At 72.5% G+C, this 25,436-nt stretch carries 21 protein-coding genes; 6 read left to right on the top strand and 15 right to left on the bottom strand.

Annotated elements, in window-relative coordinates; genetic code table 11:
• Window positions 1-133 precede the first annotated feature (133 nt).
• The 3 genes from ACIA6C_RS18270 to ACIA6C_RS18260 all read left to right on the top strand — a co-directional run bounded on the left by ACIA6C_RS18270 (window position 134) and on the right by ACIA6C_RS18260 (window position 3,037).
• The gene (locus tag ACIA6C_RS18270; RefSeq protein ID WP_399276979.1) at window positions 134-1,759 is read left to right on the top strand and encodes a putative glycoside hydrolase; all 1,626 of its coding nucleotides are present in this window, start codon (window positions 134-136) and stop codon (window positions 1,757-1,759) included.
• A gap of 123 nt (window positions 1,760-1,882) precedes the next feature.
• A complete protein-coding gene (locus tag ACIA6C_RS18265; protein WP_399276977.1) occupies window positions 1,883-2,278 on the top strand; it encodes a hypothetical protein in 396 nt (131 codons plus the stop codon).
• A gap of 195 nt (window positions 2,279-2,473) precedes the next feature.
• Entirely contained in the window at window positions 2,474-3,037 is a 564-nt protein-coding gene (locus tag ACIA6C_RS18260; RefSeq protein ID WP_361126703.1) for a hypothetical protein, read from the top strand.
• Window positions 3,038-3,177: 140 nt separating this feature from the next.
• On the opposite strand, the gene ACIA6C_RS18255 is transcribed toward ACIA6C_RS18260, so the two are convergent.
• Window positions 3,178-5,016 carry a protein kinase gene (locus tag ACIA6C_RS18255; RefSeq protein WP_399276975.1) on the bottom strand — a complete coding sequence of 613 codons (1,839 nt, stop codon included), beginning with the start codon at window positions 5,014-5,016 and terminating at the stop codon, window positions 3,178-3,180.
• 164 nt (window positions 5,017-5,180) lie between these two features.
• Window positions 5,181-5,525, bottom strand: a complete 345-nt coding sequence (locus ACIA6C_RS18250; protein WP_399276973.1) for a hypothetical protein — start codon at window positions 5,523-5,525, stop codon at window positions 5,181-5,183.
• A gap of 224 nt (window positions 5,526-5,749) precedes the next feature.
• Between ACIA6C_RS18250 and ACIA6C_RS18245 the strand changes: the two genes are divergently transcribed.
• The gene (locus ACIA6C_RS18245) at window positions 5,750-6,427 is read left to right on the top strand and encodes a DUF4142 domain-containing protein (RefSeq protein ID WP_399276971.1); all 678 of its coding nucleotides are present in this window, start codon (window positions 5,750-5,752) and stop codon (window positions 6,425-6,427) included.
• A 42-nt stretch (window positions 6,428-6,469) separates the two neighbouring features.
• Here the strand turns inward: ACIA6C_RS18245 and ACIA6C_RS18240 are convergent, their stop codons facing one another.
• The 3 genes from ACIA6C_RS18240 to ACIA6C_RS18230 all read right to left on the bottom strand — a co-directional run bounded on the left by ACIA6C_RS18240 (window position 6,470) and on the right by ACIA6C_RS18230 (window position 11,129).
• On the bottom strand, window positions 6,470-8,620 hold the full coding sequence (locus ACIA6C_RS18240; RefSeq protein ID WP_399277305.1) for a S9 family peptidase: 2,151 nt from the start codon (window positions 8,618-8,620) through the stop codon (window positions 6,470-6,472).
• A gap of 143 nt (window positions 8,621-8,763) precedes the next feature.
• A complete protein-coding gene (locus ACIA6C_RS18235) occupies window positions 8,764-10,545 on the bottom strand; it encodes an N-acetylglutaminylglutamine amidotransferase (protein WP_399276969.1) in 1,782 nt (593 codons plus the stop codon).
• A gap of 197 nt (window positions 10,546-10,742) precedes the next feature.
• Window positions 10,743-11,129 (bottom strand): VOC family protein, encoded by a 387-nt coding sequence (locus ACIA6C_RS18230; RefSeq protein WP_399276967.1) that lies wholly within the window; start codon window positions 11,127-11,129, stop codon window positions 10,743-10,745.
• Window positions 11,130-11,337: 208 nt separating this feature from the next.
• On the opposite strand from ACIA6C_RS18230, the gene ACIA6C_RS18225 reads away from it, so the two are divergent.
• Together ACIA6C_RS18225 and ACIA6C_RS18220 are read left to right on the top strand one after the other, a co-directional pair.
• Window positions 11,338-12,249 carry an SAM-dependent methyltransferase gene (locus ACIA6C_RS18225; protein ID WP_399276965.1) on the top strand — a complete coding sequence of 304 codons (912 nt, stop codon included), beginning with the start codon at window positions 11,338-11,340 and terminating at the stop codon, window positions 12,247-12,249.
• Complete coding sequence (locus tag ACIA6C_RS18220) at window positions 12,246-13,343, top strand: hypothetical protein (protein ID WP_399276964.1); 1,098 nt, start codon at window positions 12,246-12,248, stop codon at window positions 13,341-13,343. The genes ACIA6C_RS18225 and ACIA6C_RS18220 overlap by 4 nt, the downstream gene beginning before the upstream one ends.
• 106 nt (window positions 13,344-13,449) lie before the next feature.
• Here ACIA6C_RS18220 and ACIA6C_RS18215 read toward each other — a convergent pair whose 3' ends face one another.
• The 10 genes from ACIA6C_RS18215 to ACIA6C_RS18170 all read right to left on the bottom strand — a co-directional run bounded on the left by ACIA6C_RS18215 (window position 13,450) and on the right by ACIA6C_RS18170 (window position 25,336).
• On the bottom strand, window positions 13,450-14,844 hold the full coding sequence (locus ACIA6C_RS18215; RefSeq protein WP_399276962.1) for a cytochrome P450: 1,395 nt from the start codon (window positions 14,842-14,844) through the stop codon (window positions 13,450-13,452).
• The gene (locus ACIA6C_RS18210; protein ID WP_361126677.1) at window positions 14,841-15,461 is read right to left on the bottom strand and encodes an ATP/GTP-binding protein; all 621 of its coding nucleotides are present in this window, start codon (window positions 15,459-15,461) and stop codon (window positions 14,841-14,843) included. Before ACIA6C_RS18210 ends, ACIA6C_RS18215 begins: the two co-directional genes overlap by 4 nt.
• Window positions 15,442-15,801: a DUF742 domain-containing protein gene (locus ACIA6C_RS18205; RefSeq protein ID WP_361126674.1), complete on the bottom strand. Its 360-nt coding sequence runs from the start codon at window positions 15,799-15,801 to the stop codon at window positions 15,442-15,444. The genes ACIA6C_RS18210 and ACIA6C_RS18205 overlap by 20 nt, the downstream gene beginning before the upstream one ends.
• A complete protein-coding gene (locus ACIA6C_RS18200) occupies window positions 15,798-16,202 on the bottom strand; it encodes a roadblock/LC7 domain-containing protein (protein WP_190184310.1) in 405 nt (134 codons plus the stop codon). Before ACIA6C_RS18200 ends, ACIA6C_RS18205 begins: the two co-directional genes overlap by 4 nt.
• 6 nt (window positions 16,203-16,208) lie before the next feature.
• Complete coding sequence (locus tag ACIA6C_RS18195; protein ID WP_399276959.1) at window positions 16,209-17,750, bottom strand: sensor histidine kinase; 1,542 nt, start codon at window positions 17,748-17,750, stop codon at window positions 16,209-16,211.
• A gap of 331 nt (window positions 17,751-18,081) precedes the next feature.
• On the bottom strand, window positions 18,082-20,418 hold the full coding sequence (locus ACIA6C_RS18190) for an Orn/Lys/Arg decarboxylase N-terminal domain-containing protein (protein WP_399276957.1): 2,337 nt from the start codon (window positions 20,416-20,418) through the stop codon (window positions 18,082-18,084).
• 160 nt (window positions 20,419-20,578) lie between these two features.
• On the bottom strand, window positions 20,579-22,129 hold the full coding sequence (gene proP, locus ACIA6C_RS18185) for a glycine betaine/L-proline transporter ProP (RefSeq protein WP_399276955.1): 1,551 nt from the start codon (window positions 22,127-22,129) through the stop codon (window positions 20,579-20,581).
• Between the two features lie 207 nt (window positions 22,130-22,336).
• Window positions 22,337-22,783: a peptidase inhibitor family I36 protein gene (locus ACIA6C_RS18180; RefSeq protein ID WP_399276953.1), complete on the bottom strand. Its 447-nt coding sequence runs from the start codon at window positions 22,781-22,783 to the stop codon at window positions 22,337-22,339.
• Between the two features lie 129 nt (window positions 22,784-22,912).
• The gene (locus ACIA6C_RS18175; protein WP_399276951.1) at window positions 22,913-23,935 is read right to left on the bottom strand and encodes an ArsR/SmtB family transcription factor; all 1,023 of its coding nucleotides are present in this window, start codon (window positions 23,933-23,935) and stop codon (window positions 22,913-22,915) included.
• A 168-nt stretch (window positions 23,936-24,103) separates the two neighbouring features.
• Window positions 24,104-25,336, bottom strand: coding sequence for a serine hydrolase domain-containing protein (locus tag ACIA6C_RS18170; protein WP_399276949.1), 1,233 nt, complete (start codon window positions 25,334-25,336; stop codon window positions 24,104-24,106).
• Between the last annotated feature and the right edge of the window lie 100 nt (window positions 25,337-25,436).

Below are 25,436 nucleotides of genomic sequence, written 5' to 3'. Positions count from 1 at the left end.
CCCTGCATGGCTCAGCCGCCACGCCGGGACCGACGCGGCCGTTCGTGTGAAATACACTCAGAAAGGAACGAAGGGGGCGCGGCGCGGCAATGAATGGAGGCAGCATCCGGCCCACGGCACGAAGGACGTCACGATGCCCCCCACCCGCATACCCCGGTCCCTCCCCTCCCTCCGCCCCCGTCGTCCGGCCCGTCGGGGCGCCCTCATAGCGACGACCGGTGCGCTCGCACTGGCCGGAGCGGGCGTCGGGGCCTGGACGTTCCTCGCACCGGCCCCGGGCCTCCAAGGCCTGAGCGACGGCGCCGTCCTCGACGGGCGCAAGGCCGCTCAGGTCGGCGCCTACCTCGCCGCGGAGGAAGCCAGCGCCCGGGACCAACTGCACGCCACCCTCGACGGTAGGGCGGTCCCCGTCAAAGCCGAGGGCGCACGCCTGAGACTCGCCCTCCCCCACCTCACCGAGGGCCGGCACACCCTGGTGGTGGCGGGCGAGAGCAGCCTCCCCTTCGCCTCGTACCGCAAGGTCGTGGGCTTCAGCGTGGACGCCACCGCTCCCGAGCTGAAGGTGGCCGACCCCGAGGTCAAGAACAGCTCCGGCCCCGTCACCATCACAGGCCACGCCTCGACCGACTCCGAGGTGACCGTCAACGGCAAGAAGATCCCCGTCGACAAGGCCGGGGCGTTCAAGATCACGGTGCCGAAGGGCACACCCGTCGTGAAGGTCAGCGCGGTGGACCGCGCCGGGAACACCACCACCAAGGACGTATCGGCCCGGGGGCGCCGCCCCATGATCCGCGCCGCCCACATCACCGCCATCGGCTGGGGCGACGACACGCTGCGCACCAACATCCTCGCCCTGGTCCGCAGCGGCAAGCTCAATGCCCTGGAGCTCGACGTCAAGGACGAGGACGGCGAAGTCGGGTACGCGTCCCAGGTACCGCTGGCCCGTCAGATCGGCGCGGCCAAGGGCTACTACGACGCCCGCAAGGCGATCGCGGAGATCCACGCCGCCGGCGCCCAGGTCATCGGCCGCATCGTGGCCTTCCGCGACCCCAAGCTCGCCTCCGCCTCCTGGAAGGCGGGCAAGAGCGACCAGCTCGTGCTGACCCCGGGCGGAACGCCCTACGAAGGCGGCCACTACGGGGCCCTGTCCTTCACCAACTTCGCCAACCCCACGGTCCGCAAGTACAACCAGGACCTCGCCGTCGAAGCGGCCAGGCTCGGCTTCGACGACATCCTCTACGACTACGTGCGCCGCCCGGACGGCCCGCTCTCGCACATGCGCTTCCCGGGCATCGGGACCGCCACGCCCGAGCAGTCGATCACCTCGTTCGTCGCGGACACCCGGACCGCGCTGCGTCCGCACGGGAAGTACCTCGGTGTCTCGGTGTTCGGCATCGCGGCCACCCGGCCCACCGAGATCGCCCAGGACATCGGTGCCCTGGTCAAGGTCACCGACTACATCGCGCCGATGGTCTACCCGTCCCACTGGGGGCCGGGTGAGTACGGCGTCGCGCAGCCCGACACCGCCCCGTACGCGATCGTGCAGCGTTCGCTGGCCGACTTCGCCCGGCAGGCGAAGGGCACCCAGACCGAGATCGTCCCCTGGCTCCAGGACTTCTCGATGGGCAGCACGTACGGACCGGCCGAGGTGGCCCAGCAGATCAAGGCCGCGGCGGACAACAAGATGAACTCCTTCATCCTGTGGAACGCCGGTGCCCGCTACCAGGGTGCGGCGTTGCAGCAGATCGCGGCGCACTGACGGGACCGACCCTGCGCGTCCGAGTGGCCGACGGCCGCGGTGGGAGGTGGGGATCCGTCCCCGCCTCCCACGGGAGTTTGCCGGGACGGCCGCGAGTCACCCGGGCTCTATAGGATGACGGGCATGGCCAAGACGACCGCGGAGAAGCTGGGTGTCAAGGAGGGCGCGACCCTCCTGGTGCTGGAGACACCGGCGGGCTGGTCGCCCGGTCCCCTGCCCGCCGCCGCCACCGTGACGCCGGTGTCCGGGAGTGCCGACCTCGTCCTGCTGTTCGCCCCCGATGCGGCGGCCCTCGATGCCACGATCGGCAAGGCGCTCGACGCGGTTCCCTTCGACGGCCTGGTCTGGGTCGCGTACCGCAAGGGCGGTGCGAAGGCCGGAACCGACCTCAACCGCGACATCCTCCAGGAACGTCTCTCCGCCCACGGCCTGGTCGGCGTGACGCTGATCGCTCTCGACTCCACGTGGTCCGCCATGCGCGTGCGCCCGCTGGACCGCCCGGGACAAAAGCCTCGCTGAACCCGGCGCCCGCCGGCGGATGGGTGCTGTCCACACTGTGCCCGCGCCGCTCGGCGGCTGCCGCGGGCCGCCGCCGGAATCGGGGCTCTGAGGTCACGGCGGCGTGGACACGCGTTGACGATCTGCTGGATTTAGGTAACCCTAACCTTGCTTTGGGCGTCTCGGCGTCCGTCCTGTGTCTCCCGGAGTCCACTTATGCTGTCCGCAGCCCCTGCCGTCGTCACGCCTTCCCGCCCCGTCCGCCTCTACGAATCATGGTGGACCGTGGCGGCCGCAGCGCTGGGGGCGCTGCTGGCACTGACGCTCGGGCTGTGGATGTCGCTCCATGTGCGCACGGACGCCACCCTCCACACCGCCGCGCTCTTCGTCCACCTCGCCTCGCTCGTACTGGGCTTCGGTGCGGTGCTGTCCGCCGACTACCACGGCCTGCTGTGGGCCGTCGGCCGCTGCACGCTCCCCGAGGTGCTCGCAGCCACCTCCCGGCTCCATGTGCCCATATGGGCCGGACTCGGTGGACTCGTGGCGAGCGGGCTGATGCTCCACCCCGACCTCGGCTCCCCGCTGACCCTCACCAAACTCGCCCTGGTGTCCGTACTCACCGTCAACGGCCTTCAGGCCGGTCTGCTCGGCCATCGGCTGACGACTGCCGCCGAGGTCGGCCGGCGCCTGCTGATCTGGGGCGGCGCCACCGCCCTGCTCTCCCAGGTCTGCTGGTGGGGCGCCGTCGCCATCGGCTTCCTCAACACCAACGGGTCCTGACCCCTCTCCGGACCCGGAGGGGGGCCGCCGCCGCCCCTTCCACCGTCACCGGCGCCCGGCCGTCGCCCCGGTCGCGATCGTTCCGTCAGGTCGTCTCTTTCGGATCTTGGCGCGGGTCGGGCAAGATCCGCAAGAGAGGCCTAGCCCTGCACCGTCCAGCGCTGCGACGCCTCGCCGGCGCAGGACGACGTCACCAGGCCGCTGCTCATGGCCAGGTCGAGGCAACCGCCGCCGTAGTCGCTGCGGAGGCTGCCGCCCGGGCCGGTGCGCCACAGCCGGGTGGAGTCCTGGGCGCAGTCGCCGACGAAGACGGCCTGGCCGAGCCCGTTGGAGTAGAGGCACCCGCCGGTCTGCTGGTTGACGAGCTTGAAGCTGCCGTCCGGCCTGCTCTTCACGGTCCAGCGGGCCGTCGGATCGGAGCAGTCGCCGCTGTCCGAGGAACCGTAGACCTGGGTGATGCACCGGCCGTTGTCGCCGTTGCGGTAGCGGTGGGTGCCCGAGGCGGGGGGCTGGGCCGCCGGGGACGTCGTGCCGCTGGAGCCGCCCGGGGTGCCCGAGCCGCCGCCCGGCGTGCCCGAGCCGTTCTGCTGACCGGTGCCGGTGCCCGGTCCGGGGCCGGACCCCGGCACGGGCCCGGAGCCGGATCCGGCGCCCGGGACGGTGCCGCCGGCCACGCCGGTCTGGGCTCCGCCCGCCCCGCCCTGCCCGTTGCCCTGCCCGTTGCCCTGGGCGGGGGGCGGCGCCGGTGACGCCGGGCCCGACGGAGCGCCGGACGGCGCCGACGGGGGCGGCTGCGAGGCGGCCGGCCCTGATGCCGAGGTCGAGTTCGAGGTGGCCGGGTCGGCTTTCGCCTCGGCCCGGGGCGAGGAGGTGTACGGCAGGTGCTGGATGGCGAGCGTCGTACCGCCCGCCACCACGACGACCGGGATCACGGCGAGCAGCACGCGGGTACGGCGGCGCCGCTCGGGCCGTTCCGGCCCGGACCCGGGGGTCGGCTCGGGGTCCTTCGCCGGTTCCGGCTTCGGGGCACCACCCAGCGGAAGCGTCGGTGCGTCGATCTTCTGCACGTTCGCGGCGAATGCGGCCCGCTCCGACAGGCGCCCGTTGACCGCGGCGGGCCACAGCGGTGCGGCGAACGACTCGCGCCGCGCGGCCTGTTCGAGGAGTTCGGCGGCGGTGGGACGGCCCTCGGGGTCCTTGTCGAGACAGGCCGCGACCACCTCGGCGAGGTCCGGCTCCAGTTCCCGCAACGGCTCCAGGTCGGGCTCTTCGTGCACGATGCGGTACAGCACGCCGTGCCCCGACTCGTCGCCGAACGGCGGGCGCCCGCATGCCGCGTAGGCCAGTACCGAGCCGAGCGCGAACACGTCTGTGGCACCGCTCAACCGCTTCTTGCCCGAGGCCTGTTCGGGCGCCATGTAGGCGGGCGTCCCCACGACCATGCCGGTCCTGGTCAGCTGGCTCTGTTCCGCGGCTCGGGCGACACCGAAGTCGATGAGGGTGAGGCCGTCGAGGGTCAGCATCACGTTGGACGGCTTGATGTCGCGGTGCACCATGTCCCGTGCGTGTACCGACGCGAGACCGGACGCCGCCTCCCGCAGCAACAGCCACAGGGCGTCGGCGGGCAGCGGGCCGCCGTGCAGTTCGAGGGCTTCCCGCAGGGTGAGGCCGGGGATGTACGCGGTGGCGAACCACGGGGGCCGGGCGGTGCGGTCGCTGGCGATCAGCGGTGCGGTGGCCTCGGGGGGCAGCCGGGAGAGGTTGTCGAGCTCGTGACCGAACCGGCGTACGAAGTCCTCGTCCTCGCCGACGACCGAGGACAGCAGTTGCTTGACGGCGACGTACCGGCCTTCCAGGACCCCGAGGTACACCCTGCCCATACCGCCGGCCCCGAGCCGTCCCGCCAGCGCGATCTCCCCGATCCGCCGCGGATCCTCCGCCTCCAGCGGCTCGGCTCCGCTCCCCCGCAGCTCTAACACGTCGTCAGCCCCACCCGGATTGGAATCATTTTCCGGAAATCTACCCGATGGGACTGACCGTGGCGCACCCGGCGAGGTTCCGGCCGGGGAGCGGGATCCGGCTCAACACCCTAGCCGCCGGAAGGGGAGTTGAGTAGCGGGGACCGGTGGCACCGGTAGCCGTCTCACATTCCAGGTCCGTAACCGGGGTCCGGGTGCTGCCGAGGCGTCCACCACTCCAGGAGTCCCCAGATCCCGAGCGCGAAGGCGGCCGCGGCAGCAAGTACCGCGACCCAGGGCCGGCCGGTCCAGCGCGTGGTCAGTGCCCAGGTCAGGAGCGGAAGCAGTGCGGCGCCGAGCACGATGAGCGGAAGGTCTACGAACAGCACGCTCAGGTCACGGGCATGGCCCTCGAACCCGCCGTCGATGCTGAACGCGGCCCGCGGCGCCCACACGAGCGCCCCGATGGTCGCGCCGAGGCCGGCGATGAGGCATCCGGCGCGGCCGGTGGTGTCCGTAGTGGTGTTCATGCTGGCGACAGACGCTCGTTGCCGGTCGGCGGTTCCGGGCCGGGGGCGGTCGACCGGGGCCGCCCTGTGGCGGGCAGCCGCGCACCGGCCGTTGCGGTGAATGTGCGGGCGCAGGCGTGCCGGCGGCGTGTCCGTACGGAAGGAATGACGCCGGGGTGCTATGAGGCGCCCGTTCCATGCCTGCCGGCGCGTCCGTGCGGGAGCGCGCAGAGGGAGTTGCACCCATGTCGAACCGGCTCGTGGCCACCGCCACCCTCATAGCCGCCGCGAGTGTCCTGTGGGCGCCCGGCGTCGCGTCCGCCGCCGAAGGGGACACCGCGGACGCCGCCTTCGTGAAGACGGTGCACCAGGGCAACCTGGCGGGGATCGCCGCCGGCAGCGACGCCGGGCTGCACGCGACCACGGCGTGCGTGAAGGACGTGGGCGCCGTGCTGGTCCGCGACCACGGCGCACTCGACGCGGACCTCAGGGCGCCGGCGGGCAGGCTGGACGTCGACCTGCCCTCCTCCCCCACCGCCGCGCAGCAGAGGAGCCTCGCCGCCGTGCGGGCCAAGGCCGGCACCGCCGATTACGACGCCAGCTGGCTCGCCGATCAGGAAGCGGCGCACACCAGGACGCTGGCGCTGATCGACACGGTGCTCTCCTCCGGCGGGGACAGCGATGTGGCTGCCGCCGCCCGGGCGGCCCGTCCCGTGGTGGCGGCGCACCTGGAACTGGTGCGTGGCGGCACCTGCCACCAGGGCAGCGAGGCCGGCATGGTCGGTGCCGGCGGCCGCGGGCAGCTCGCCGCCCGCGGGAACGGGCTGAACGCGGTCGGCGCGGCCGGGCTCACCGGCGGGATCCTGGTGACGGCCGTCGTCACCCTGTGGCTGGCTCGCCGCCGCCCCACGGGCTTCCGCTGAACGCGTCGCACCCCCGGGCCCGACGGGTCGGCGAGCCCCTCGTCAGGAGCGGGGCAGTGGCGCGCCGCCGAGGTGCTGCTCCAGCCAGTCCGCCGCCGCGCGCCGGTAGAGGCGGCGGTTGTCCGCCCGCAGGAACTCGTGCCCCTCGTTGCGCAGGGTCAGCAGCTCGGCCGGCACCCCCCGCTCGCGTGCCGCGCGGACGAACTGCTCCGACTCCGTCGGGGGCACGTTCGTGTCGTGCTCCCCGTGGACGGCGAGGACGGGTGCGCGCAGCTGGTCGATGCGGCTCATCGGGGACAGGGCGCGCAGCAGGTCCCGGTCCCGTTCGGGATGGCCGTACTTCGCCGCGGCCGACTGGGCGATCCACGGCTCGGTGCCGGCGAAGAACGTGGCGAGGTCCGACATCCCGCAGACGGCGACCCCGGTACGGAAGAGGTCGGGGTGCCAGACCAGCGAGGCCATCGTGAGGTAGCCGCCGTAGGAGCGGCCCATCACGGCCAGCCGCAGGGGGTCGGCGTAGCCATGGGCGACGACGTGGGCCGCGCAGTCGGCGACGTCGTCGATGGCCGCGAACCGGCCGGCGCCGAGGTCCGCGTCGACGAAGGACCGTCCCCAGCCCGAGGAGCCCCGTACGTCGGGGGCGAAGACGTCCATCCCCCGGGTGAGGAGCTCGTGGTAGAGCGGGTTGAACACGGGCCGCTCCTGCTCTTCGGGGCCGCCGTGGAGGTGGATCACGCACGGCGCCGGGCGGCCCGGGTCGCGCTCCGGCGCCCGGTAGTACCAGCCGCCGAGCATCAGCCCGTCCCGGGCCCGGCAGCGCAGGGGCACCGGGCTGACGGGGGGCCTCCCGGGCGGCGCCGCGTCCTCGTCGCGGGCCGACCAGCCGGTGCGGACGGGGGCGAAGTCGCCCGTCAGGTCCCAGATGCCGGGCCTGCGGCGGGAGCCGGACAGGGCCGCGAACAGTCCGCCGCGTCCCACGGGTGCCATGCGGGTCACCACCTCGTGCGGCAGGGCCGACCGGTGGTGCGGTCCGAGGCCGCCGTCCGAGCCGGTGGCGGGGAGGCCGACGCTCTCCAGTTCGCTCGCCCCGTGCACGTTCCAGGCGAGCAGGGCCCATCCGCCGTGGTCGGGAAGGCTCAGCAGGTCCAGGGCCGTCTCGTGCCGCTCGGCGGCCACCGACAGGTCCTGGAGCGTTCCGTCCTCGTCCAGCCGGGCGCGCAGCAGCGCGGCGAACTCGCGGTCGGCGTCGCTGCGCAGCCACAGGGAGCGCGAGTCGGCCGAGAGCCTGCCGATCCACGGGTCGCCGTCGGCGACCGGCAGCCGGAAGGTGGTGCGGCCCGAGACCGCGTCCAGCAGGAGGGCTTCGCGGCGCCCGCGCGGCCCGCGGCGCAGCAGCACGAAGCGGCCTTCCGCGCCGATGTCGCAGACGCGCAGGGAGGCGGCTCCCGCTTCGCTGAACAGCAGGACGGGTGCCCGGGTGCCGTCGGGGTCGAGGAGGTAGGCGGCCAGGCCCCCGCTCGTGTCCGCTGCCCCGTCGGCGGCGGCCGGCGGCGCCGGTGCCAGGTCCGGCAGGCCGTCCCCGTACGGGCCCGCCGCCGGCCGGTCCGGCGGGCCGAGCAACGTCGCGTGGCCGTCGCGTTCCGTCCAGGCCGCCCCGGTGGACCCGTCGGGCAGGGCGGGGGCGGCGTCCTCGGGGAGGTGGCCCGCGCCGCTGTGGGCGCTGGTGTCGGCGGAGGGCTGGGCGACGGTGACGGCCAGGGCCGCCCCGTCGCGGGTCCAGCAGCCCAGGTGGGCGGAGGCCCCGGGTTCGGCGCCCGCGAGTACCCGGCGCCCGGTGCCGTCCGGGCGCACCACCAGCACGCGCGTGTGTTCGCCGCCTCCGGGAGCGGAGGTGTACGCGATCCAGCGGCCGTCGGGCGACCAGGACACCTCGGTCACCGGGTCGGGGTCGGGGTCGAGGACGTGGGCTTCGCCGCCGCGGGCGGGGCCGCTCCACAGCTGGGGCACGCCGGCCCGGTCGCAGATGTACGCCACCTGCTCGCCGCCGGGGTCGGCCGAGGGGTACCAGCACCCGTGGGCGGTGAGCAGCGTCGGCGGGTCCGCGGCGACCGCGGGGGCCAGGTGGACCGGGACGGGGGCCTGCGCGGCGGCGGGCAGGGAACGGCGGCGGAGTGCGGAGCGGTCCAGGGGCATGTGGGCCTCTTCGAGGGCTGCCAAGGGCTGTCACCGTTCAGTATCAGTCGATGCCGTGCGTCGGTTGATGCGTGCGTCAGTTGATGCCGTGCGTCGGTTGATGCGTGCGTCAGTTGATGCCGTGGGCCGGTTGGTGCCGTGCGTCAGTTGATGCCGTGGGTCTGCAACCAGATCTCCAGCGAAGCCACCTGCCACAGGGTGCTGGCTCCGCGTTTGGTGCGGTGTCGGCCGGGTTCTGCGAGCAGTTCGGCCACCCGGCGCTGGTCGAACAGGGCGCGCCGGCGCGCTTCGGGGGCGGTCAGCGCCTCGCGCACGCGGCTGAGCACCGGCTCGGCCATGTGCCGCACCGCGGGGACGGGGAAGTACCCCTTGGGGCGGTCGACGACCTCGCGGGGCAGGATCCGCCGGCCGAGGTCCTTGAGCACACCCTTGCCGTCCTGCGCCAGTTTGAGTTCGGGAGGGCAGGCCGCGGCGAGTTCGACGAGCTCGTGGTCGAGGAACGGCACCCGTGCCTCAAGGCCCCAGGCCATCGTCATGTTGTCGACCCGTTTGACCGGATCGTCGGGCATCAGCGCGTGCACGTCCAGGCGCAGGGTGGCGTCCAGCGCGCTCTGGGCGCCCGGAGCCGCCATGTGGGCGCGGACGAATTCCCGAGAGGCGTCGTGGCCGGGGGTCACGTCCGGGTGCAGGACGGCGGCGACGTCGTCGTGCGGGCGGTCGAAGTAGACGTCGGCGTACGCGTCCGGCGCGTCGGGGCGGGCGGCCCCGGCGATCGGCGGGTACCAGTGGTAGCCCGCGAACACCTCGTCGGCGCCCTGCCCGCACAGGACGACCTTCACGTCCTTGGCGACCTGCTCCGACAGCAGGTGGAACGCCACCGCGTCATGGCTGACCATGGGCTCGCTCATGGCTGCTATCGCGGATTCCAGCGCGGCCGGGAGCCGGTCGGAGGGGATCATGTACTGGTGGTGGTCGGTGGAGAACCGCCGTGCGACCAGGTCCGAGTACCGGAACTCGTCGCCCTCCTGTCCGCTCTCCGACTCGAAGCCCATCGCGAAGGTCGCCAGATCGCCGTGGCCCTCCTCCGCCAGCAGGGCCACGATGAGGCTGGAGTCCAGCCCGCCGGAGAGCAGGACGCCCACCGGTACGTCGGCCACCATGCGGCGGCGCACCGCCGTGCGCAGGGCGTCGTGGACGGCCTCCTGCCAGCGCCCCGGGTCGCTGCCCAGGTCGGCGCGGCGGGTGTAGGACGGCTGCCAGTAGCAGTGGTCGCGGTGGGCGCCGTCCGGCTCGACCACGCGGACGGTCGCGGGCGGCAGTTTCCGCACGCCGGACAGCACGGTGCGCGGCGCGGGGACCGTGCCGTGCCAGGTCAGGTACTGGTGGAGCGCCACCGGGTCGAACGAGGTGTCCACGCCGCCGCCCGCGAGGAGGGCCGGCAGGGACGAGGCGAAGCGGAGGCGGTCCGCGTCCTGGGTGAGGTAGAGCGGCTTGATCCCGAGCCGGTCGCGGCCCAGGACGACGCGGCCGGCGTGGTGCTCGGCGACGGCGAAGGCGAACATCCCGACCAGGTGCTGGACACAGCCGTGGCCCCACTGGCCGTAGGCCTTGAGGAGCACTTCCGTGTCGGAGTCGGAGAAGAACCGGTGCCCCAGCCCTTCGAGCCGTCCGCGCAGCTCACGGTAGTTGTAGAGGCACCCGTTGAAGACGGCCGTGACGCCCAGGTGGGGATCGGTCATCGGCTGGGCGCCGCTCTCCGAGAGGTCGATGATCTTCAACCGCCGGTGGCCCAGGGCTACGGAGCCCTGTGACCAGGCGCCTCTGCCGTCCGGCCCGCGGTCCTCCATTTCGTCGGTCATGCGTTCGACGGCGGCGAGATCCGGCCGCCTGCCGTCGAAGCGCACTTCCCCGCTCACGCCACACATGCGGCACCCCCCGCTCGACTCGCGCCTCGGGGCCGCCGCGTCACCGCGCCCGCCCTTCCGCCCGGGGTCCAGGCCACCTCCACCATGAACGTTCACTCCCGTTGCCCGGACGGCCCGCGCCACACGACTCGGGCCGAACAGGCGATCGACATGTCGGGCGCCTGCCCACCTGAGCGGCACTTATGCCCGGGGTTCGATCAGGCGCGGGTCAGGCAGAAGGGGTGGCCGGCCGGGTCCAGCAGGACCCGCCACCTGTCCTCGTCGGGCTGGTGCACCGGTTTGACCGCGCCCCACTCCAGCAGCAGCGCCTCGGTTCCGTCGAGGTCTTCCACCTCGAAGTCGAGGTGGATCTGCTGGGGCACGGTCTGGCCGGGCCAGCTCGGAGCCACGTAGCCGTCGACCCGTTGGAAACCGAGGAAGAGCCCGTCCTCGCGGGTGAGGCCGGCGAAGTCCGCGCCGGACTTCTCATGGAGGGCGAAACCGGTGGCCCGCCGGTAGAACGCCGCCAGCGCCTGGGGGTCCGCGCAGTCCAGGGTGATCGCCGTCAACTTCATCCGCGGGGGTGTGGCTGCAGGCTCGGTCATCCCGGCAGCATAGGCGGCCGCCGACGTCCCCGGGCGGCCGGGGCGGCGGGCTACGCACTTCAGATGATCTGTGTGCCCAGTGGGCTGACGTGCGGCGCCCGAGGTGCCACGATGATCCGTGCTTCAACAGTGTGGCGGTCGGGGCGCGGAAGGAGCGGCGGCAGCGCGCCCTGGAGACCGGCCCTACCCACGAAAGGGCGGACGTCCCATGTGCGTTATCCCCCTCATAGCGTCCTTAGGCACCGGCCGCGGCTCGTCCGCGGAGGAGCAGGTGCGGCTCTACTACAGCGGCAAGACCCACGACATCGTCCAGAAGTACGGACCCGGCCCGCGCGTCCACTTCCATGTGGGTCTGTTCCCCGACGGGTCGCCCCCCACCACCGTCCCCCAGGAAGCGCTCAAGCAGCACCTGCTCGACGCGCAGGAGCGGATAGTCGAGTACGCGGCCCGTTCCTGGGGCGCGTACGAGGCGCCGCCGTCGCGTGTCCTCGACATCGGCTGCGGCCTCGGCGGCACCTCCCTCTACTGGGCTCAGGAGCACGGCGCTTCGGTCACCGGCCTCACCGTCGCGGCGGAACACGTGCCGCTCATCCGGCACTTCGCCGGTCAGGCGGGCGTCGCGGGCCGGGTGGAACCCCGGGTCGCCGATGTGCACGAGCTGCACGACACCCGTGCGTACGACGCCGCCTACGCCAACGAAAGCAGCGGGTACACCGACCGCAAGCGCCTCTTCGAGGTCGTCGCCAAGGCGCTCAGACCCGGAGGGTGGTTCGGCATCCAGGAGCACTTCGTACGCCGCTCCGAGTGGCTCGGGTTCATCGACGGCTACTACCGGACCCGGCTGGGAACCCACGACGAATACCTGGCGGCCGCCGAGGCGGCCGGCTTCGAGCTGGTGCAGGACGAGGACGTGACCGACTCGGTGGTGGAGTTCTGGGTGCAGTCGATGGCCTGGAACACCGCCGAACTCGACCGGCTGCGTGCGGGTGGTGAGCCCGCCGCCTGGAGCGGCGTACGGCTGGAGCAGTCCACGATCGCGCACAGCAAGCTCTTCCGGCTCTGGCGCGACCACGCGATGGAGACGCGGTTGCTGCGCTTCCGGATCGGGGGCGGCCGATGACCGCCTCGCCCCGTCCCTCGCGCCTGGGCGAGCGACTGCCGCCGTTCTACTGTCCGCTGGAGCGCGATCTGCTCCACCCCGAGGCCAAGCAGGTGGAGGCCCGTGCGGTCGAGTGGGTGGACGCCTTCGGCCTGTATCCCGACGCGGTCGAGCGTTCGTGGGGGCTCGCCACGCACAGCGCCGACTTCACCTGCCGCATCATCCCCGAGGGGGACGCGGAGGCCCTGCTGCTGTTCTGCGAGTGGAACTACTGGGCCAACGCCGTGGACGACTGGCAGGACTCGGGGTCCGAGGAGGTGGGGACGGGCGCCGTCGTCGAACACGGTGTGCGGCTGCTGCGGACCATCGAGAACCCGGGGGCGGCCGTACTGCCAGACGGCCCCATGACGCGCGCTCTGCTGGACCTGGTGAGCCGCACCCACGCGATGCTCGGCCCGTTCGAACTGCGCAGGTTCGTCGAAGGGACCCGGGACTGGCTCCTCGGGGCGGCCTGGCGGGCCGCGCAGGCCGAGGCCGGGAACATGCCGGGCTTGAACGACTTCGCCGCCATGGGGCCGCTGGCGAACGGTACGCGGTTCTCGCTGACCTGGTCCGACGTCGCACGCAAGGACCGGCTGCCGGCGGAGGTGCTCTTCTCCCCCGCCGTGACCGCGCTCACCGACGCGGCGGGTTTCATCGTCAGCGCCGACAACGACCTGTTCTCCTACGACAAGGACGACCACCTGGAGCCGCGGGAGGTGAACCTCGTCAACGTCCTCGCCGCCCGGGAGCGCTGCTCACCCGCCGAGGCGGTCCCGCTCGCGGTGGACCTGCGTGACCGGGTGATGGTCCTCTTCACCACGCTGCGGGCGCGGCTCTCGGAGGGAGCCGACCCGCAACTGCGCCGCCACCTGGCGGCGTTGGGCCACTACGTGGCCGGCTGCATCGCGTGGCAGAGCCGGGCACCGCGCTACGCGAGTCCGCGCAACCGGTACGAACTGCCGCTCGCTGAGGCGGGTTTCGAGATCCGCTACGCCGATGCCCCCAGCGCTGCCGGGACCGAGCCGCCGGATCTGCCGGCTCTCGCCTCCTGGTGGCAGTGGGTGCGCGGCTGAACGCTGCCGAGGGGCCCCCGCCGGTGCGGCGGAGGCCCCTCGGTACGTCGGTACTGCGGTACGTCGGTAGGGAACCCAGGTGCAGGACCTCGGTACGGGACGCCGCTCAGCGGCGGCCGAACAGCCGGCGCCACCAGCTGACGCCGCGCCGGTGCCCGGCGGCCGCGGGCGCCGCCGTCGGCTGCGGCGGGATCACGGCGACGTGCGGCGGGTGTTCGGAGGGCCGCTCGTTGTGCGGCCCCGCGTTCTCCACCGGACGCGGGGTGAAGCGTACGGGCAGGGAGAGCAGGTGGCGCGACATGAGGGTGCCGCGCCACTGCAACTCGCTCGCGTCGACCGCCAGCTGGAGGTCGGGCAGCCGGTCCAGCAGGACTTCGATGCCGGTGTCCGCGATGGCGCGGCCGATGTCCTGGCCGGGGCACTCGTGCGGACCGCTGCTGAACGCCAGGTGGGAGCGGTTGCCGTGGACGGAGACGCTCGGATCGGGACGGATCTGGGGGTCGGCGTTCCCCGCGGCCAGGCCGAGCAGCAGCATGTCCCCGGCCTTCACCTGCCGGCCGCCGAGCAGGGTGTCCCCGGTGGCCCAGCGCCCGATGATCGTGTTGATCGGCGGGTCGTCCCAGAGGACCTGCTCCAAGGCGTCGGGCAGCGTCATGTGCCCTCCGGAGAGGCTCGCCCGGAACCGCGGGTCGGTCAGTACGGTCCGCAGCGTGTTGGCGATCAGGTTGGCGGTGGTTTCGTACGCCGCGATCAGCACCACGCGCAGGTGCATCAGCACTTCGGTGTCGCTCAGGTCGGCTGGGTGCTCGATCAGCCAGGAGGCGAGGTCGTGACCGGGCTCGGCCTTGCGGTCCATGACCAGTTGTTCCAGCGTCAGGGTGACGTAGCGGTCGCTCTGGAGGGCCGTCTCCGTCCCCTGGAGCATGTCGCGGGCCGCCTTGACCAGTCGTGGCCCGTGTTCGTCGGGGGCTCCCACGAGCTGGGTCATCACCAGCATGGGGAGCTGGTCGGAGAAGGAGGCCACGAGGTCGGCGTGGCCGTCGGCGGCGATGCGGTCGACGAGCTGGTTGGCGAAGCGGGTCACGTAACGGCGGATGCCGCGCTTGTCGAAGCGCTCCAGGGAGTCCACCACGGCTCCGCGCAGCCGCTCGTGCACGGGCCCGTCGGTGAAGTTGCACACCGGCACCCAGGTGACCATGGGGCCCAGAGGGGTGTCGGCCGGTACCCGGCCCTCCCTCATGTCGCGCCAGCCCCGGGGATCGCGGGCGAACCGGGAAGGGGTGCGCGCCACGTCGAGGTTCTCCCGGTGGCCGAGGACCAGCCAGGCCGGGAGGTCTCCGCTGACCAGTACGGGCGCCACGGGGCCGTACTCGGCCCGCAGCTTCTCGTACAGCCCCAGGGGGTCGGCCTGCGCCTCCGGGCCGTGGAGCCGGTACAGGGCGCCCCCGGCTGCCGCCGCGTGGGCGGGGCACTCGGGCGGCGGGGTGGGGTGGGTACTCACATTGCCTCCTGGGTCGCCGCCTGCGAGTGCAGGTAGCGCATGAGGGTCAGCAGGACGTCGCGGGACGAGTCCCGCCGTCTGGCGTCGCAGACGAGGATCGGGACGGCGCGGGGCAGGTCGAGGGCTTGGCGCAGCTCTTCCAGCGGGTGTTCGGGGGCGTCGGGGAAGGAGTTGACGGCCACGACGAAGGGGACGCCCCGTTCCTCCAGCCGGCCGATGACGTCGAAGCTGGTCTCCAACCGCCGGGTGTCGAGGAGTACGACCGCACCGAGGGCGCCCTCGAAGAGGCCGCGCCACAGGAACCAGAACCGCTCCTGGCCGGGAGTGCCGAACAGGTAGAGCACGAGTTCGTCGGTGATGCTGATGCGGCCGAAGTCCATGGCCACGGTCGTGGTGGTCTTGCGCGCCACGCCCCGGGTGTCGTCTACACCGATGCCCGCCTTGGTCATGGTCTCCTCGGTGGTCAGCGGTTTGATCTCGCTGACCGCGCCGACCATCGTCGTCTTGCCCACGCCGAAACCGCCGACGATGACGATCTTGACGGCGGCCGCGGCCGTCTGGGGGAGTATGTCCGCGGGACGCGGCCCGCGCGGCGCGTCAGAGCTTTTGAAGTCCATTGATCACTGCCTCGATCAGAGCAAGGTCGGGTAGCTGGGCGGCGGGAACGGGCGGGCGTACGTGTACGCGCCGAGCGGTCATCAGGTCCCCGACCAGCACGATGACGGCGCTCACGGGCAGACCGGCGTACGCGGCGATCTCGGCCACCGACAGCGGCGACTGGCACATCCGCAGGATCGCCGCGTGCTCGGGCTGCATCTCGGGCCGGGCCGGCACCGTGGCGACGACCAGGGTCACGAGGTCGAGCTGGACGGCGGTCGATGGTCCGCTGCGGCCGCCGGTGATGACGTAGAGCCGTTCGGGAGTGTTGTCCTCCCAGCTTGAGGGTGGCTCACTCACGCGGGCTGCCCGTCATGTCGGGGCGGGCTGCTCAGGTGCTCCCCCATCCGGGTCACCAGGTTGCGCATCTGGGCACCCATCAGACCCGCGTCGACGCCCTCGTCGGCGAGAACCGCCAGGTAGGAGCCGTCCCCGGCGGCCATCAGGTAGAAGAAACCGCCGTCCATCTCGATCACGACCAGCCGCATTCTGCCTTCGGAGCGGGGCAGTTCGGAGGCCACCGCCCCGGCGAGGCTCTGCAGGCCGGCGCAGGCCGCGGCCAGCCGGTCGGCCGTGTCGGTCTCCGCCCCGTACTGCGCCACGCACAGTCCGTCCGCGGACAGTACGATCACGTGCCGCGTCTGCGGCACTCCGGCGGCCAGGTCCTTGAGCATCCAGTCCATACTGCTTCGCTGAGTCATCACTGTTCATGCCCCTTTGGTCGCTGAGCCCGACGTGTCCCCGGTGTCCTGGGCGGCCTGGGCGTCCTGGCCGGACGCGCCGGACAGTCCGCTGTGGAACGCCTCCAGCCACATGCCGGGGCCGGGGTCGTGCGCCGACTGCGGCTCCGCTGCGGGCGGGGCGGTGTAGAAGTGGGAACGGTCCTTGCGGCGCCGCTGCGGCAGGCCCGTGGCCGTGCGTTCGGTGGTGGGTCCGCTGCCCGCGGGCGCGGGCCGCGCGGCGGAGGCCGGCTCCGGGCGCGGCGCGGCCACGGTGGCGGACGAGCGGTCGACGGGGTGCTCGCGCGGTGCGGGGGGCACTGCCCTGGGGCCCGAGGAGGAACCGATGCCGTGGGCGGTGCCGGTCGCCGCGGCCGTGGTGGTGATCAGGTGCTGCGGGACGATGACCACGGCGCGGACGCCGCCGTACGCGGAGGAGCGCAGGGACACCTGGAAGCCGTACGCCTGCGCCAGCCGGCCGACCACGGCGAGACCGAGCCTCGGCGTCTCGCCCAGGTCGTTGAGGTCGATGCCGGACTGTGCCTGCGCGAGCATCCGCTCGGCGCGCCTGCGGGCCTCCTCGCTCATGCTGAGGCCGCCGTCCTCGATCTCCACGGCGATGCCCGACTGCACTTCGGCGGCCGTGAGGTGGACCCGGGTGTGGGGCGGCGAGTAACGGGTGGCGTTGTCCAGCAACTCCGCCAGGGTGTGGATCAGGGGCTCCACGATCGGTCCGACGACGGCGACCTCGGAGACCGAGTGGAGTTCCACCCGCTGGTAGTCGATGATGCGCGACATCGCGCCGCGCAGCACGCTGTACAGGGTGACGGCCCTGCTCCACTGGCGGCCGGGGCGCGCGCCGCCGAGGACGGAGATGGAGTCGGCGAGCCGGCCGATGAGGGCGGTGCCGTGGTCCAGGCGCAGGAGGTCGCCGAACACGTCCGGGTCGCGGCCGTGCCGGTCCTCCATCTCGCGCATCTCCTGGGCCTGCTGGTGGACGATCGCCTGCACGCGGCGGGCGATGTTCACGAAGGCCCGCTGCGCCGAGTGGCGCAGGTTCTCCTCGTTGTCGACGGTGTCGATGACGAGGGCCAGCACGGTTTGCAGGGCGGCTCTGTACCGCGGTGTCAGGGCCGCGTCGTTGCCCCACCGGTTGCCCTGTCCGCCGCGGCCGCCGAGGGCGGTCAGCACCTCCTCGGGCAACTCGCCCTTGCGCAGCCGCTCGATGGCCTCGGTCAGCACCACCTGGGACAGGCGCACCGCTTCGGTTTCCTGCCGCGACAGGGCGTGGTGGAGGGCCGCGACCTCGGCGCGGCCGGCGGTGAGCGCGCGGCCCCGCCGGAGCGCTTCGGCGAGGGCCGCGGCGGTGCACAGGGCGCCCACGGCCACGCAGGCGGTGCGGACCGGTTCCGAGGAGGGGAGCAGCGCGCCGATGAGGCACACGGCGGCCACGGCGGTGATCGCGGGCATCATCCAGCTCGTTCCCGTATCGGGGCGAGCGGCTTCGGGTGGAATGTCTTTTTGCGCCATCGGCGTCCTCGAACCATCGAAAGTGGAGATCTTCTGACCGGTGGGCGGGAGCATAACTAGGCCCAACTCCACGCATGGGGGGTTTCGTTGGAGTTCATCGGACCGGAGGACCCATTACGCGCCATCCCCGGGGCCGGATTTAGGCGGCGGGGGTGGCGCGTTCAGGGTGCGGGGCACCATAAGAAGAGGTCGAAGGCATTACGTCGCACATGCGGGTGACGGAATTCGAACTCACATTCCGCTCGATATCGGCCGCATTCCGCTGTCGGGACGTGGTATCCCGCACCGAAGTGCGCTATGGGCCCACCGCGACGGAGGTCCGGTCATCCGGTCAGGTACCGAGCGGGCTGTCCTCGCGTACGCATTCGATGAGGTAGTCGCCGGTGTCGGGGTCGATGGTGACGCCGTGGGCTTCGCTGTGAAAGCCGGGGAAGGCCCTGTCGAAGGCCTCCAGGGCGCCGAGGTAGCGCAGGACCGGGCCGTCGGGGGCGCCGAGTGCCTCCCCGGGCATCAGGACCGGGATGCCCGGCGGGGTGACGGTGACCATCGCCGCCGCGACCCGGCCGGTCGCGCGCGCGAGGGGGAGGCGTTCGGTGCCGCCCCGGATCAGTTGCTGGTAGCAGTGCCGTGGCGGGACGACGGGTTCGGGCAGCTGCCGGAAGGCCGTGTCCAGGGCGTCGATCAGCTCGGCGCGGGTGAGGTGCTCGTGCATCTCCTGGCACAGGCCGCGCAGCGTGGCGCTGCCGTAGCGGCGGGGGTGGCGCTCGACCAGCCCGGGCAGGACCTGCCGCAGGGGGGTGTCGGCGTCGTGGAGGGCCTTGAAGTCCATGAGGGCGTCCATCAGGGTGCCCCACTTGCCCTTGGTGATGCCCATGGAGAAGAGGACGAGCGTGGTGTAGGTGTCGGTCTTCTCCACGACGATGCCCCGGCCGGCGAGGTAGGCGGTGAGGATCCGCGCGGGGATGCCCCACGGTGCCGTCTCCCCCGTGGCGGTGACTCCGGGGCAGGTCAGCGTGACCTTGATGGGGTCCAGCAGGCACTGGCCCCGGCTCAGTCCCACGAACCCGTGCCAGTCGGCGTCGGGGTCGAGTTCCCAGCAGCGGGGGTCGGTGGCAAGGAGCGCCGGGGAGGCGTCGGCGAAGGGGACCGGGGCCCCGCCGTCCGGGTCGGTGACGGTGTCGGGCTGCCAGACCCCGAAGAACCACGGGAGCCGGTCGCCCGCCTCCGCGATGCGGCGACCGGTGCGCACGACGGCCTGGCGGAACCTGATCGCTTCGGTGACCGCCTCGTCGACCAGCCACTCGCCCTGCGGGCCGTCCATCATCGCCGCGGCCACGTCGAGCGAGGCGATCGCCGGGTACAGCGCCGAGGTGGTGCCGTGCATCATGAACGCCTCGTTGAACCGGTGGTGCTCGACGGGCGCCCTGGGTGAGGACTTCACGTGCACCATCGCGGCCTGGGACAGGGCGGCCAGCAGTTTGTGCGTGGACTGGGTGGAGAAGACGGTGGGCCGCTCCGCTCCTTCGAAGGTGTCCGGGCCGACCGCCATGCCGTAGCGGCCGGCGTACAGGGGGTGGAACCGGGCGTAGGCGAACCACGCCTCGTCGAAGTGCAGGCGGGGTGTACTGGGCGCCAGGGCGCGGGCGGTCTGCACCGTGTCGTAACACAGGCCGTCGTAGGTGGAGTTGGTGATCACCGCGTACTGGGCCTCGGGTGAGACGGCGCCCGCCGTCAGGGGATGGGCGGCGATCCGGTCGGCCACCGCGGCGGGCGCCGTCTCGCGGGCGGGAAGCGGTCCGGCGAGCCCGTAGCCGTTGCGGGTGGGGACGAGGTAGACCGGGCGGGCGCCGGAGATCACCAGACCGTGCAGGACCGACTTGTGGCAGTTGCGGTCCACCAGGGCGATCTCGTCGGAGGTCACGCAGTAGTGGCCGACCATGCGGTCCGCGGTGGAGTCGCCGTGCAGTACGAAGTAGGTGCGATCGGCGCCGAAGATGCGGGCGGCGTTGCGTTCGGCGTCCCCGATGGGACCGCTGTGCTCGAAGAGGGAACCGAGTTCCTCGACGGAGATCGACAGGTCGGTGCGGAAGAGGCGCTCGCCGTAGTAGTCGAAGAACGCGCGCCCGACGGGCGATTTCAAGAACGCCACCCCGCCCGAATGGGCCGGGGTGTGCCAGGAGTATTCGTGGGCGTCGTCGAAACGCCGGAGCGCTTTGAAGAACGGCGGAAGGACGGAATCGCCGTAGGCGCGCGCCGCGTTGGAGACGCGGCCGGCGATGAAGGACGGAGTGTCCTCCAGGGGCCAGATGTAGCCGACCGCGGTCTCCGCCACCCACAGGGGCAGCCGGTCCAGGCCGTGGTCGGACTCCTCGGTCATCACGACGAAGACGGGCAGGTCCTTGAACCGGCGGGAGATCTGCCGCAGGACCGCCGCGCCCCCGCCGTCGGCGTCGTCGCCGGACTCGGACGGCAGGTCCCAGGCCACGACAGCGGCCGTCAGGCCCGCCTCGGTGCGCAGGGCCGCGCGTGCCGCCCCGGTGGTACGGGCCCACCGCACCTCCAGTCCGCGGTTCTCCAGTTCCTTTCCGATCCGGCGTAGTTGGTCGCCTCCGACCCCACCGCCCATGGGGTCCTCGCGCAAGGCCAGCAGGACACTACCGTTCGCCATGACACTCTCCATGAGCGCGTTGCCGATCCGCTTGACCTGCCCAAGTCTCAGGCGGAACCGCCCTGCGCAGCGTGGGAAGCGGGCAGCACTCACCCGTACGGGTAGCCCCTGTCACCGGGCCTGGTGCGGGGGTTCCGCGGCGCCGGCGCCGCGCTCGGCTTCAACGGTCGCGGTCGTGGGGTTCGCGGTGGGCCCACGGGTGGCGGAGCCGGATCCAGACGTCCCTGGCATGACGGCCGGCCGCCGAGCGGCTGCCGGCCACCAGGCGGTCCGCCTCGTGCGGTGTTTCGACCATGGGGCCCGAGCCGCGCAGCGGTTTGCCCGCGGTCTCGTGCAGGAAGAGGGTCGAGACGAAGCCGACGGCGCCGGCGACCATGAGGTAGTACGCAGGGACCATGTCGTCGCCGGTCGCCTCCACCAGCGCCGAGGCCACCAGCGGCGTGGTCCCGCCGAACAGCGAGACGGAGATGTTGAAGGCGAGGGACAGCGCTCCGTAGCGCAGTCGGGTGGGGAACAGCGCGGGCAGCGTGGACGCGGCCGTTCCGGCGAAACAGACCAGCAGCAGGCCGAGCACGGCGCAGCCGATGGCGGGCAGCAGGATCCCGCCCTGGCGGATCAGCAGGAAGGCCGGTACGGAGAGCGCGACCAGGGCGACGCTGCCGGCGAGGAACACCGGCCTGCGGCCCCAGCGGTCCGAGGTGTGGCCCACGGTGGTGATGGTCAGGACCACCAGCAGCATGGTCGCGAGGACGAGCACCTGCGCGGTGGTGTCGCTCTGGCCGAGGGTCACGGTCATGTAGGTCGGCAGGTACGAGGTCACCATGTAGTTCGTGACGTTGTACAGCAGGACCAGCCCCATGCAGATGAGGACGGCCTGCCAGTGCCGGGTGAAGATCTCCTTGAGGCGTCCCTTGCCGGACTCTCGGGCGGCCTCGACGGGGTCCACGTCCTCTTCGTCTTCGTCTTCGGAGCGCCGGGAGGCCTGCGACCCCTCCGAGGCCGCGTAGGCGGCCTCCTTCTTGAAGGCGGGGGTCTCCTCCAGTTTCATGCGCATGTAGAGCCCGATCAGGCCGAGGGGGCCCGCCAGGTAGAAGGGGATGCGCCAGCCCCAGTCCTCCAGGCCGCCGGTGCCAAGGACGAGGGTCAGTACGGTGACCAGGCCGGAGCCCAGGGCGTAGCCGACGAAGGTGCCGAAGTCGAGCCAGCTGCCCAGGAAGCCGCGGCGGCGGTCGGGGGCGTACTCGGCGATGTAGGTGGTGGCGCCCGCGTACTCGCCGCCGGTGGAGAAGCCCTGGACCAGACGGCAGACGAGGAGCAGGACCGGGGCGGCGACGCCGATGGAGTCGTACGAGGGCAGGAAGCCCACGGCGAAGGTGCTGGCCGCCATCATGATCATGGTGGCGGCCAGCACCTTCTGCCGTCCCACGCGGTCGCCGAGCGGACCGAAGACCAGGCCGCCCAGGGGGCGGACCAGGAACGCCGCGGCGAAGGTGGCGAAAGCGGAGACGACCTGCACGCCGGGAGAGCTGGCGGGGAAGAAGACCTTGCCCATCGTTCCCGCGAGGTAGGCGTACACGCCGAAGTCGAACCACTCCATCGTGTTGCCCAGGGCCGCGGCCGTCACCGCCCGCCGCACTTGCGGGCGGTCGGAGACGGTCACGTCCTCGCTGCTGATCATCGACTTCCGGCGCCGCAGAAGGATACGGAGCATCCGGTCGGTGGCCGGGTGGCCGCCGCGCGCCGGCCTGTGTCCCCGCCCGCCGCCGGAGCTCCGCCACGGTCCTGCCATGTCGTCGGCCTCCTGGTCGGTTGCCGCTACCTCGCCGGCTTCCGATTCTGTCGCCTCGGCCCGGGCGGGGCGTGTCGGCGCGTCCAGGAGGGTGAACGGCCGCGCGCGGCGGCGAGTGCGGGACAGCCCTCAGGAGCCCTTGTAGGAGCCGATCGGGGTGGCGGTCCCGCAGGACGAGCCGCCCAGCTTCTGTACGGCCGAGATCCGGTCGTGCAGAGCGAACCAGTCGCCGAGGTTCGACACCGAATAGCCCGGCCGGACGCAGTACTTGGCGCCCCCGTAGTAGGCGTCGACGTAGACGTACCAGGACACGCTGTTGCGGTTCCACAGGGAGTCGAACCGGTCGTTGTCGCCGCCCAGGGCGGGCGCGGAGGCCGTGTAGGCGGTGAAGATGCCGCCGTAGTTCGCGTCGGACCAGGCGCACAGGCGGTTGTCGGCGCACTGGCCGGAACTCGCCGACGCGGGCGCCTGGGCGGTGACCGAGGCGATCACCGCGGCGCCCAGGAGCAGCGCGGCGCGCCTGCCCGTGCGGCGCGGGCGGGTTTTCGTGGCCGGTGAACTCGATGAGGCTGTCATATGCGTGCTCCCACGGGTTGTGGTGGTGACGGGCCCGGCGTCGGGCGGTGCCGGTACACATCCTGCTGACGACCGGGCCGCGACGGCCACGCTCTTAAGCCACCGCTTAAAGGGGGCTTCGTCTCCCGCTCAGAGGGGGGCTTCGTCCCCCGCGCCCCGTGGCGCCCCGCCGAGCAGCTCGTGCCCGAGGGCGGTCGCCACGTGCAGCACACGGCCGCCCCGACGGCTCGTAATGATGAGGCCCGCGCCGCGCAGGGCCTTGGCGTGCTGGCTCGCCGCGGCCGGGGTGACGCCGAGCCGCACGGCGAGCTCGGTGGTGCCGCAGCCGTCCGCGATCGCGCGCAGCGCGGCGGCCCTGGTGCGCCCGAGCAGGGTGCCCAGGGCCTCGTCGGTGGCGGTGCCGTCGCCGCTGTGCCACAGGCCGGAGCCGGTCGCCGGGTCGGTCACCGCCGGTACGGTCAGCCGGGGCACCGATTCGTCGTCGTAGGGGTCGTAGAGGAGGCTGAGCTCGCGCCAGGAGAACACCGTCGGGGCGATGAGGAGCCCGCGGCCGCCCAGGTGGACCTCGACCGGGCGGGGGTGGCGGACTTCCAGCACGGGCGGGCACCAGCGCACCAGCGGCGGGCACAGCGAGGCCAGCAGGCCTTCGACGCCGCGATCGAGGAAGGTACGGGCGTACTGGGCGCGTACGGCGTCGAGGCGGGAGCGGGCGGCAACCCGGTACGGCCCTACGGTCACGCGGTGGCAGGCCGCGAGGGCCGCCGCCAGTTGCCGGCGCGCTTCGGCGTCCCCGTCGGCGAGGGCCCGTGCCCAGGAGGCGTGGAGGGGGTCGAAGGCGACCGGCTCCAGCTCCCGTCGTACCCGGGCGCGCGGAGCGCGCAGCAGGGCGTCGACGGCCTGGTCCACCTCCGACGAGTCCCCCGCCAGGGCCAGCAGGTCGAGGCCGGGGCCCCGGAGGGGCAGGAGCACGGTGAGCGGCCTGGCGGCCTGCGGCAATCGGCCGGCCACCCTCGCGCGCCACTGCCGGAAGGGCGCCGCGAGGGAGCGCCTGTTCAGCATCTCCAGGCTGTAGTACGTCTCCGCGGCGGCCCCGATCGTGGTGGCCACCCGGGTGCGGGCCAGATCGTCCGCGGTGAAATGAATACGCAGCACCACTGGCCCCGCTGACCCCGCAGTCGTACGGCGGAGCGGCACTGTCGCGGTGCCGCACGCCGCAGGCCGCTCAGGTGGCGGCGCGACGATTGTCCTGTGCTCCCCTCCGGCGCTTCAACGGCCTTTCCGGACATTCCGCTCTCCGGACTTTCGGGCCGCTCGGGGCGGTCAGCCGCCCTTGGGCGCGGAGGGCTTGTGGCCGGGGTAGACGTGCTGGGGGGTCACGATGCGGGTGACCGCCTCGCCGAAGAGCGTGCTCGGCTCCTGGCCGCCCTGCAGGACGTCGGTGTTGAGGACGATGACCATCGTCGCCCGCGCCTGGGGCAGGTAGACGGACAGGACCTCGTAGCCCGGCAGCGAGCCGTTGTGGCCGATCCAGCCCTGGATGTCGAAGATGCCCAGCCCGTAGGAGTCACCGGGCACGCCGATCGGCTGGGTCTTGAGTCGCTGGGCCTGCGTCGCGGGCGTCAGCAGTGCGCCGGTGGCCAGGGTGTGGGCCCAGCTGCGCAGGTCCTGGAGGTCGGAGATCATCGCTCCGGCGGCCCAGGCCCAGGAGGGGTTCCAGTCGGTGGAGTTCTCGATCCTGCCGGAGGCCGTCTGGTCGGTGTAGCCCTGCGCGTGTGGCTGCGGGAACTCCGCGCCGGTGGGGAAGAGCGTGTGGTGCAGCCCCGCCGGACCGACGACGTCCCGCATGATGACGTCGCGCAGCGGCCGGCCGGTGACCTTCTCGATCACCAGTCCGAGGAGTACCAGGTTGGTGTTGGAGTAGTCGAACTGCGCGTCCGGCGGGAACTGCACCCCGTGCTTGAAGCTGTAGCCGAGCAACTGCTCTGGTGTGAAGGGCTTGTCCGGGTCGGTGGTGAACGCCTTGTCGAAGTCGGCGTCCTCGCTGTAGTTGAACAGCCCGCTGCGCATGCCCGCCAGTTCGCGCAGCGTGATGCGGTTGCCGTTCGGAACGCCCGTGACGTACGTGCCGATCGGGTCGTCCAGACCGACCTTGTGCTGGTCGACCAGTTCGAGGAGGGCGGTGACCGTGAACGTCTTGGTCTCGCTGCCGATGCGTACGCGCAGGCCGCTGGTCATCGGCGCGCCGGTGGCCTTGTCCGCCACACCGAAGGACTTCACGTAGCTTCCCTTGCCGGGCGCCCACAACCCCACGGTCACACCGGGCACGTGTGCCTGGCGCAGCACCTGGCGTATGGCGGCGTCGAGCTTCGCGGCGACGGCCGGGGTCAGCTGTGCGAAGTCCCCGTCCGTGGAGGGGGAAGGGGCGGCGGGGGCGGACCGCGCCGCGTCGGTCGCCCCGTGCGCGGCACCCGCCGCGGCGGCCGGAGCGATGAGCAGACCTGCTGCGGCAGCGGCCACGCAGGCCCGGCGCAACCGAATGCGGTACGGCTTCACGGCCTGGCCTCCCGTCGTACGAGGACCCGAGCACGCCCAGGGTAGGCCCGCCCCCGCCCCACCGCGCGGCGGGCGGTCCCGGATGCGGATCGCGGGGCGC

The organism is Streptomyces sp. NPDC051578 (assembly GCF_044454045.1).
Lineage (GTDB): Bacteria > Actinomycetota > Actinomycetes > Streptomycetales > Streptomycetaceae > Streptomyces.
The sequence above is the reverse complement of the archived record's forward strand: the minus strand, read 5'-3'. Positions and strand labels throughout refer to the sequence as shown.

Coding starts and splice junctions, on each gene's coding strand:
- ACIA6C_RS18270 (WP_399276979.1), top strand. CDS start 134: ATGCCCCCCACCCGCATACCCCGGTCCCTCCCCTCCCTCCGCCCCCGT.
- ACIA6C_RS18265 (WP_399276977.1), top strand. CDS start 1,883: ATGGCCAAGACGACCGCGGAGAAGCTGGGTGTCAAGGAGGGCGCGACC.
- ACIA6C_RS18260 (WP_361126703.1), top strand. CDS start 2,474: ATGCTGTCCGCAGCCCCTGCCGTCGTCACGCCTTCCCGCCCCGTCCGC.
- ACIA6C_RS18250 (WP_399276973.1), bottom strand. CDS start 5,525: ATGAACACCACTACGGACACCACCGGCCGCGCCGGATGCCTCATCGCC.
- ACIA6C_RS18245 (WP_399276971.1), top strand. CDS start 5,750: ATGTCGAACCGGCTCGTGGCCACCGCCACCCTCATAGCCGCCGCGAGT.
- ACIA6C_RS18240 (WP_399277305.1), bottom strand. CDS start 8,620: ATGCCCCTGGACCGCTCCGCACTCCGCCGCCGTTCCCTGCCCGCCGCC.
- ACIA6C_RS18235 (WP_399276969.1), bottom strand. CDS start 10,545: ATGTGTGGCGTGAGCGGGGAAGTGCGCTTCGACGGCAGGCGGCCGGAT.
- ACIA6C_RS18230 (WP_399276967.1), bottom strand. CDS start 11,129: ATGACCGAGCCTGCAGCCACACCCCCGCGGATGAAGTTGACGGCGATC.
- ACIA6C_RS18225 (WP_399276965.1), top strand. CDS start 11,338: ATGTGCGTTATCCCCCTCATAGCGTCCTTAGGCACCGGCCGCGGCTCG.
- ACIA6C_RS18220 (WP_399276964.1), top strand. CDS start 12,246: ATGACCGCCTCGCCCCGTCCCTCGCGCCTGGGCGAGCGACTGCCGCCG.
- ACIA6C_RS18210 (WP_361126677.1), bottom strand. CDS start 15,461: ATGGACTTCAAAAGCTCTGACGCGCCGCGCGGGCCGCGTCCCGCGGAC.
- ACIA6C_RS18200 (WP_190184310.1), bottom strand. CDS start 16,202: ATGACTCAGCGAAGCAGTATGGACTGGATGCTCAAGGACCTGGCCGCC.
- ACIA6C_RS18195 (WP_399276959.1), bottom strand. CDS start 17,750: ATGGCGCAAAAAGACATTCCACCCGAAGCCGCTCGCCCCGATACGGGA.
- ACIA6C_RS18190 (WP_399276957.1), bottom strand. CDS start 20,418: ATGGCGAACGGTAGTGTCCTGCTGGCCTTGCGCGAGGACCCCATGGGC.
- proP (WP_399276955.1), bottom strand. CDS start 22,129: ATGCTCCGTATCCTTCTGCGGCGCCGGAAGTCGATGATCAGCAGCGAG.
- ACIA6C_RS18180 (WP_399276953.1), bottom strand. CDS start 22,783: ATGACAGCCTCATCGAGTTCACCGGCCACGAAAACCCGCCCGCGCCGC.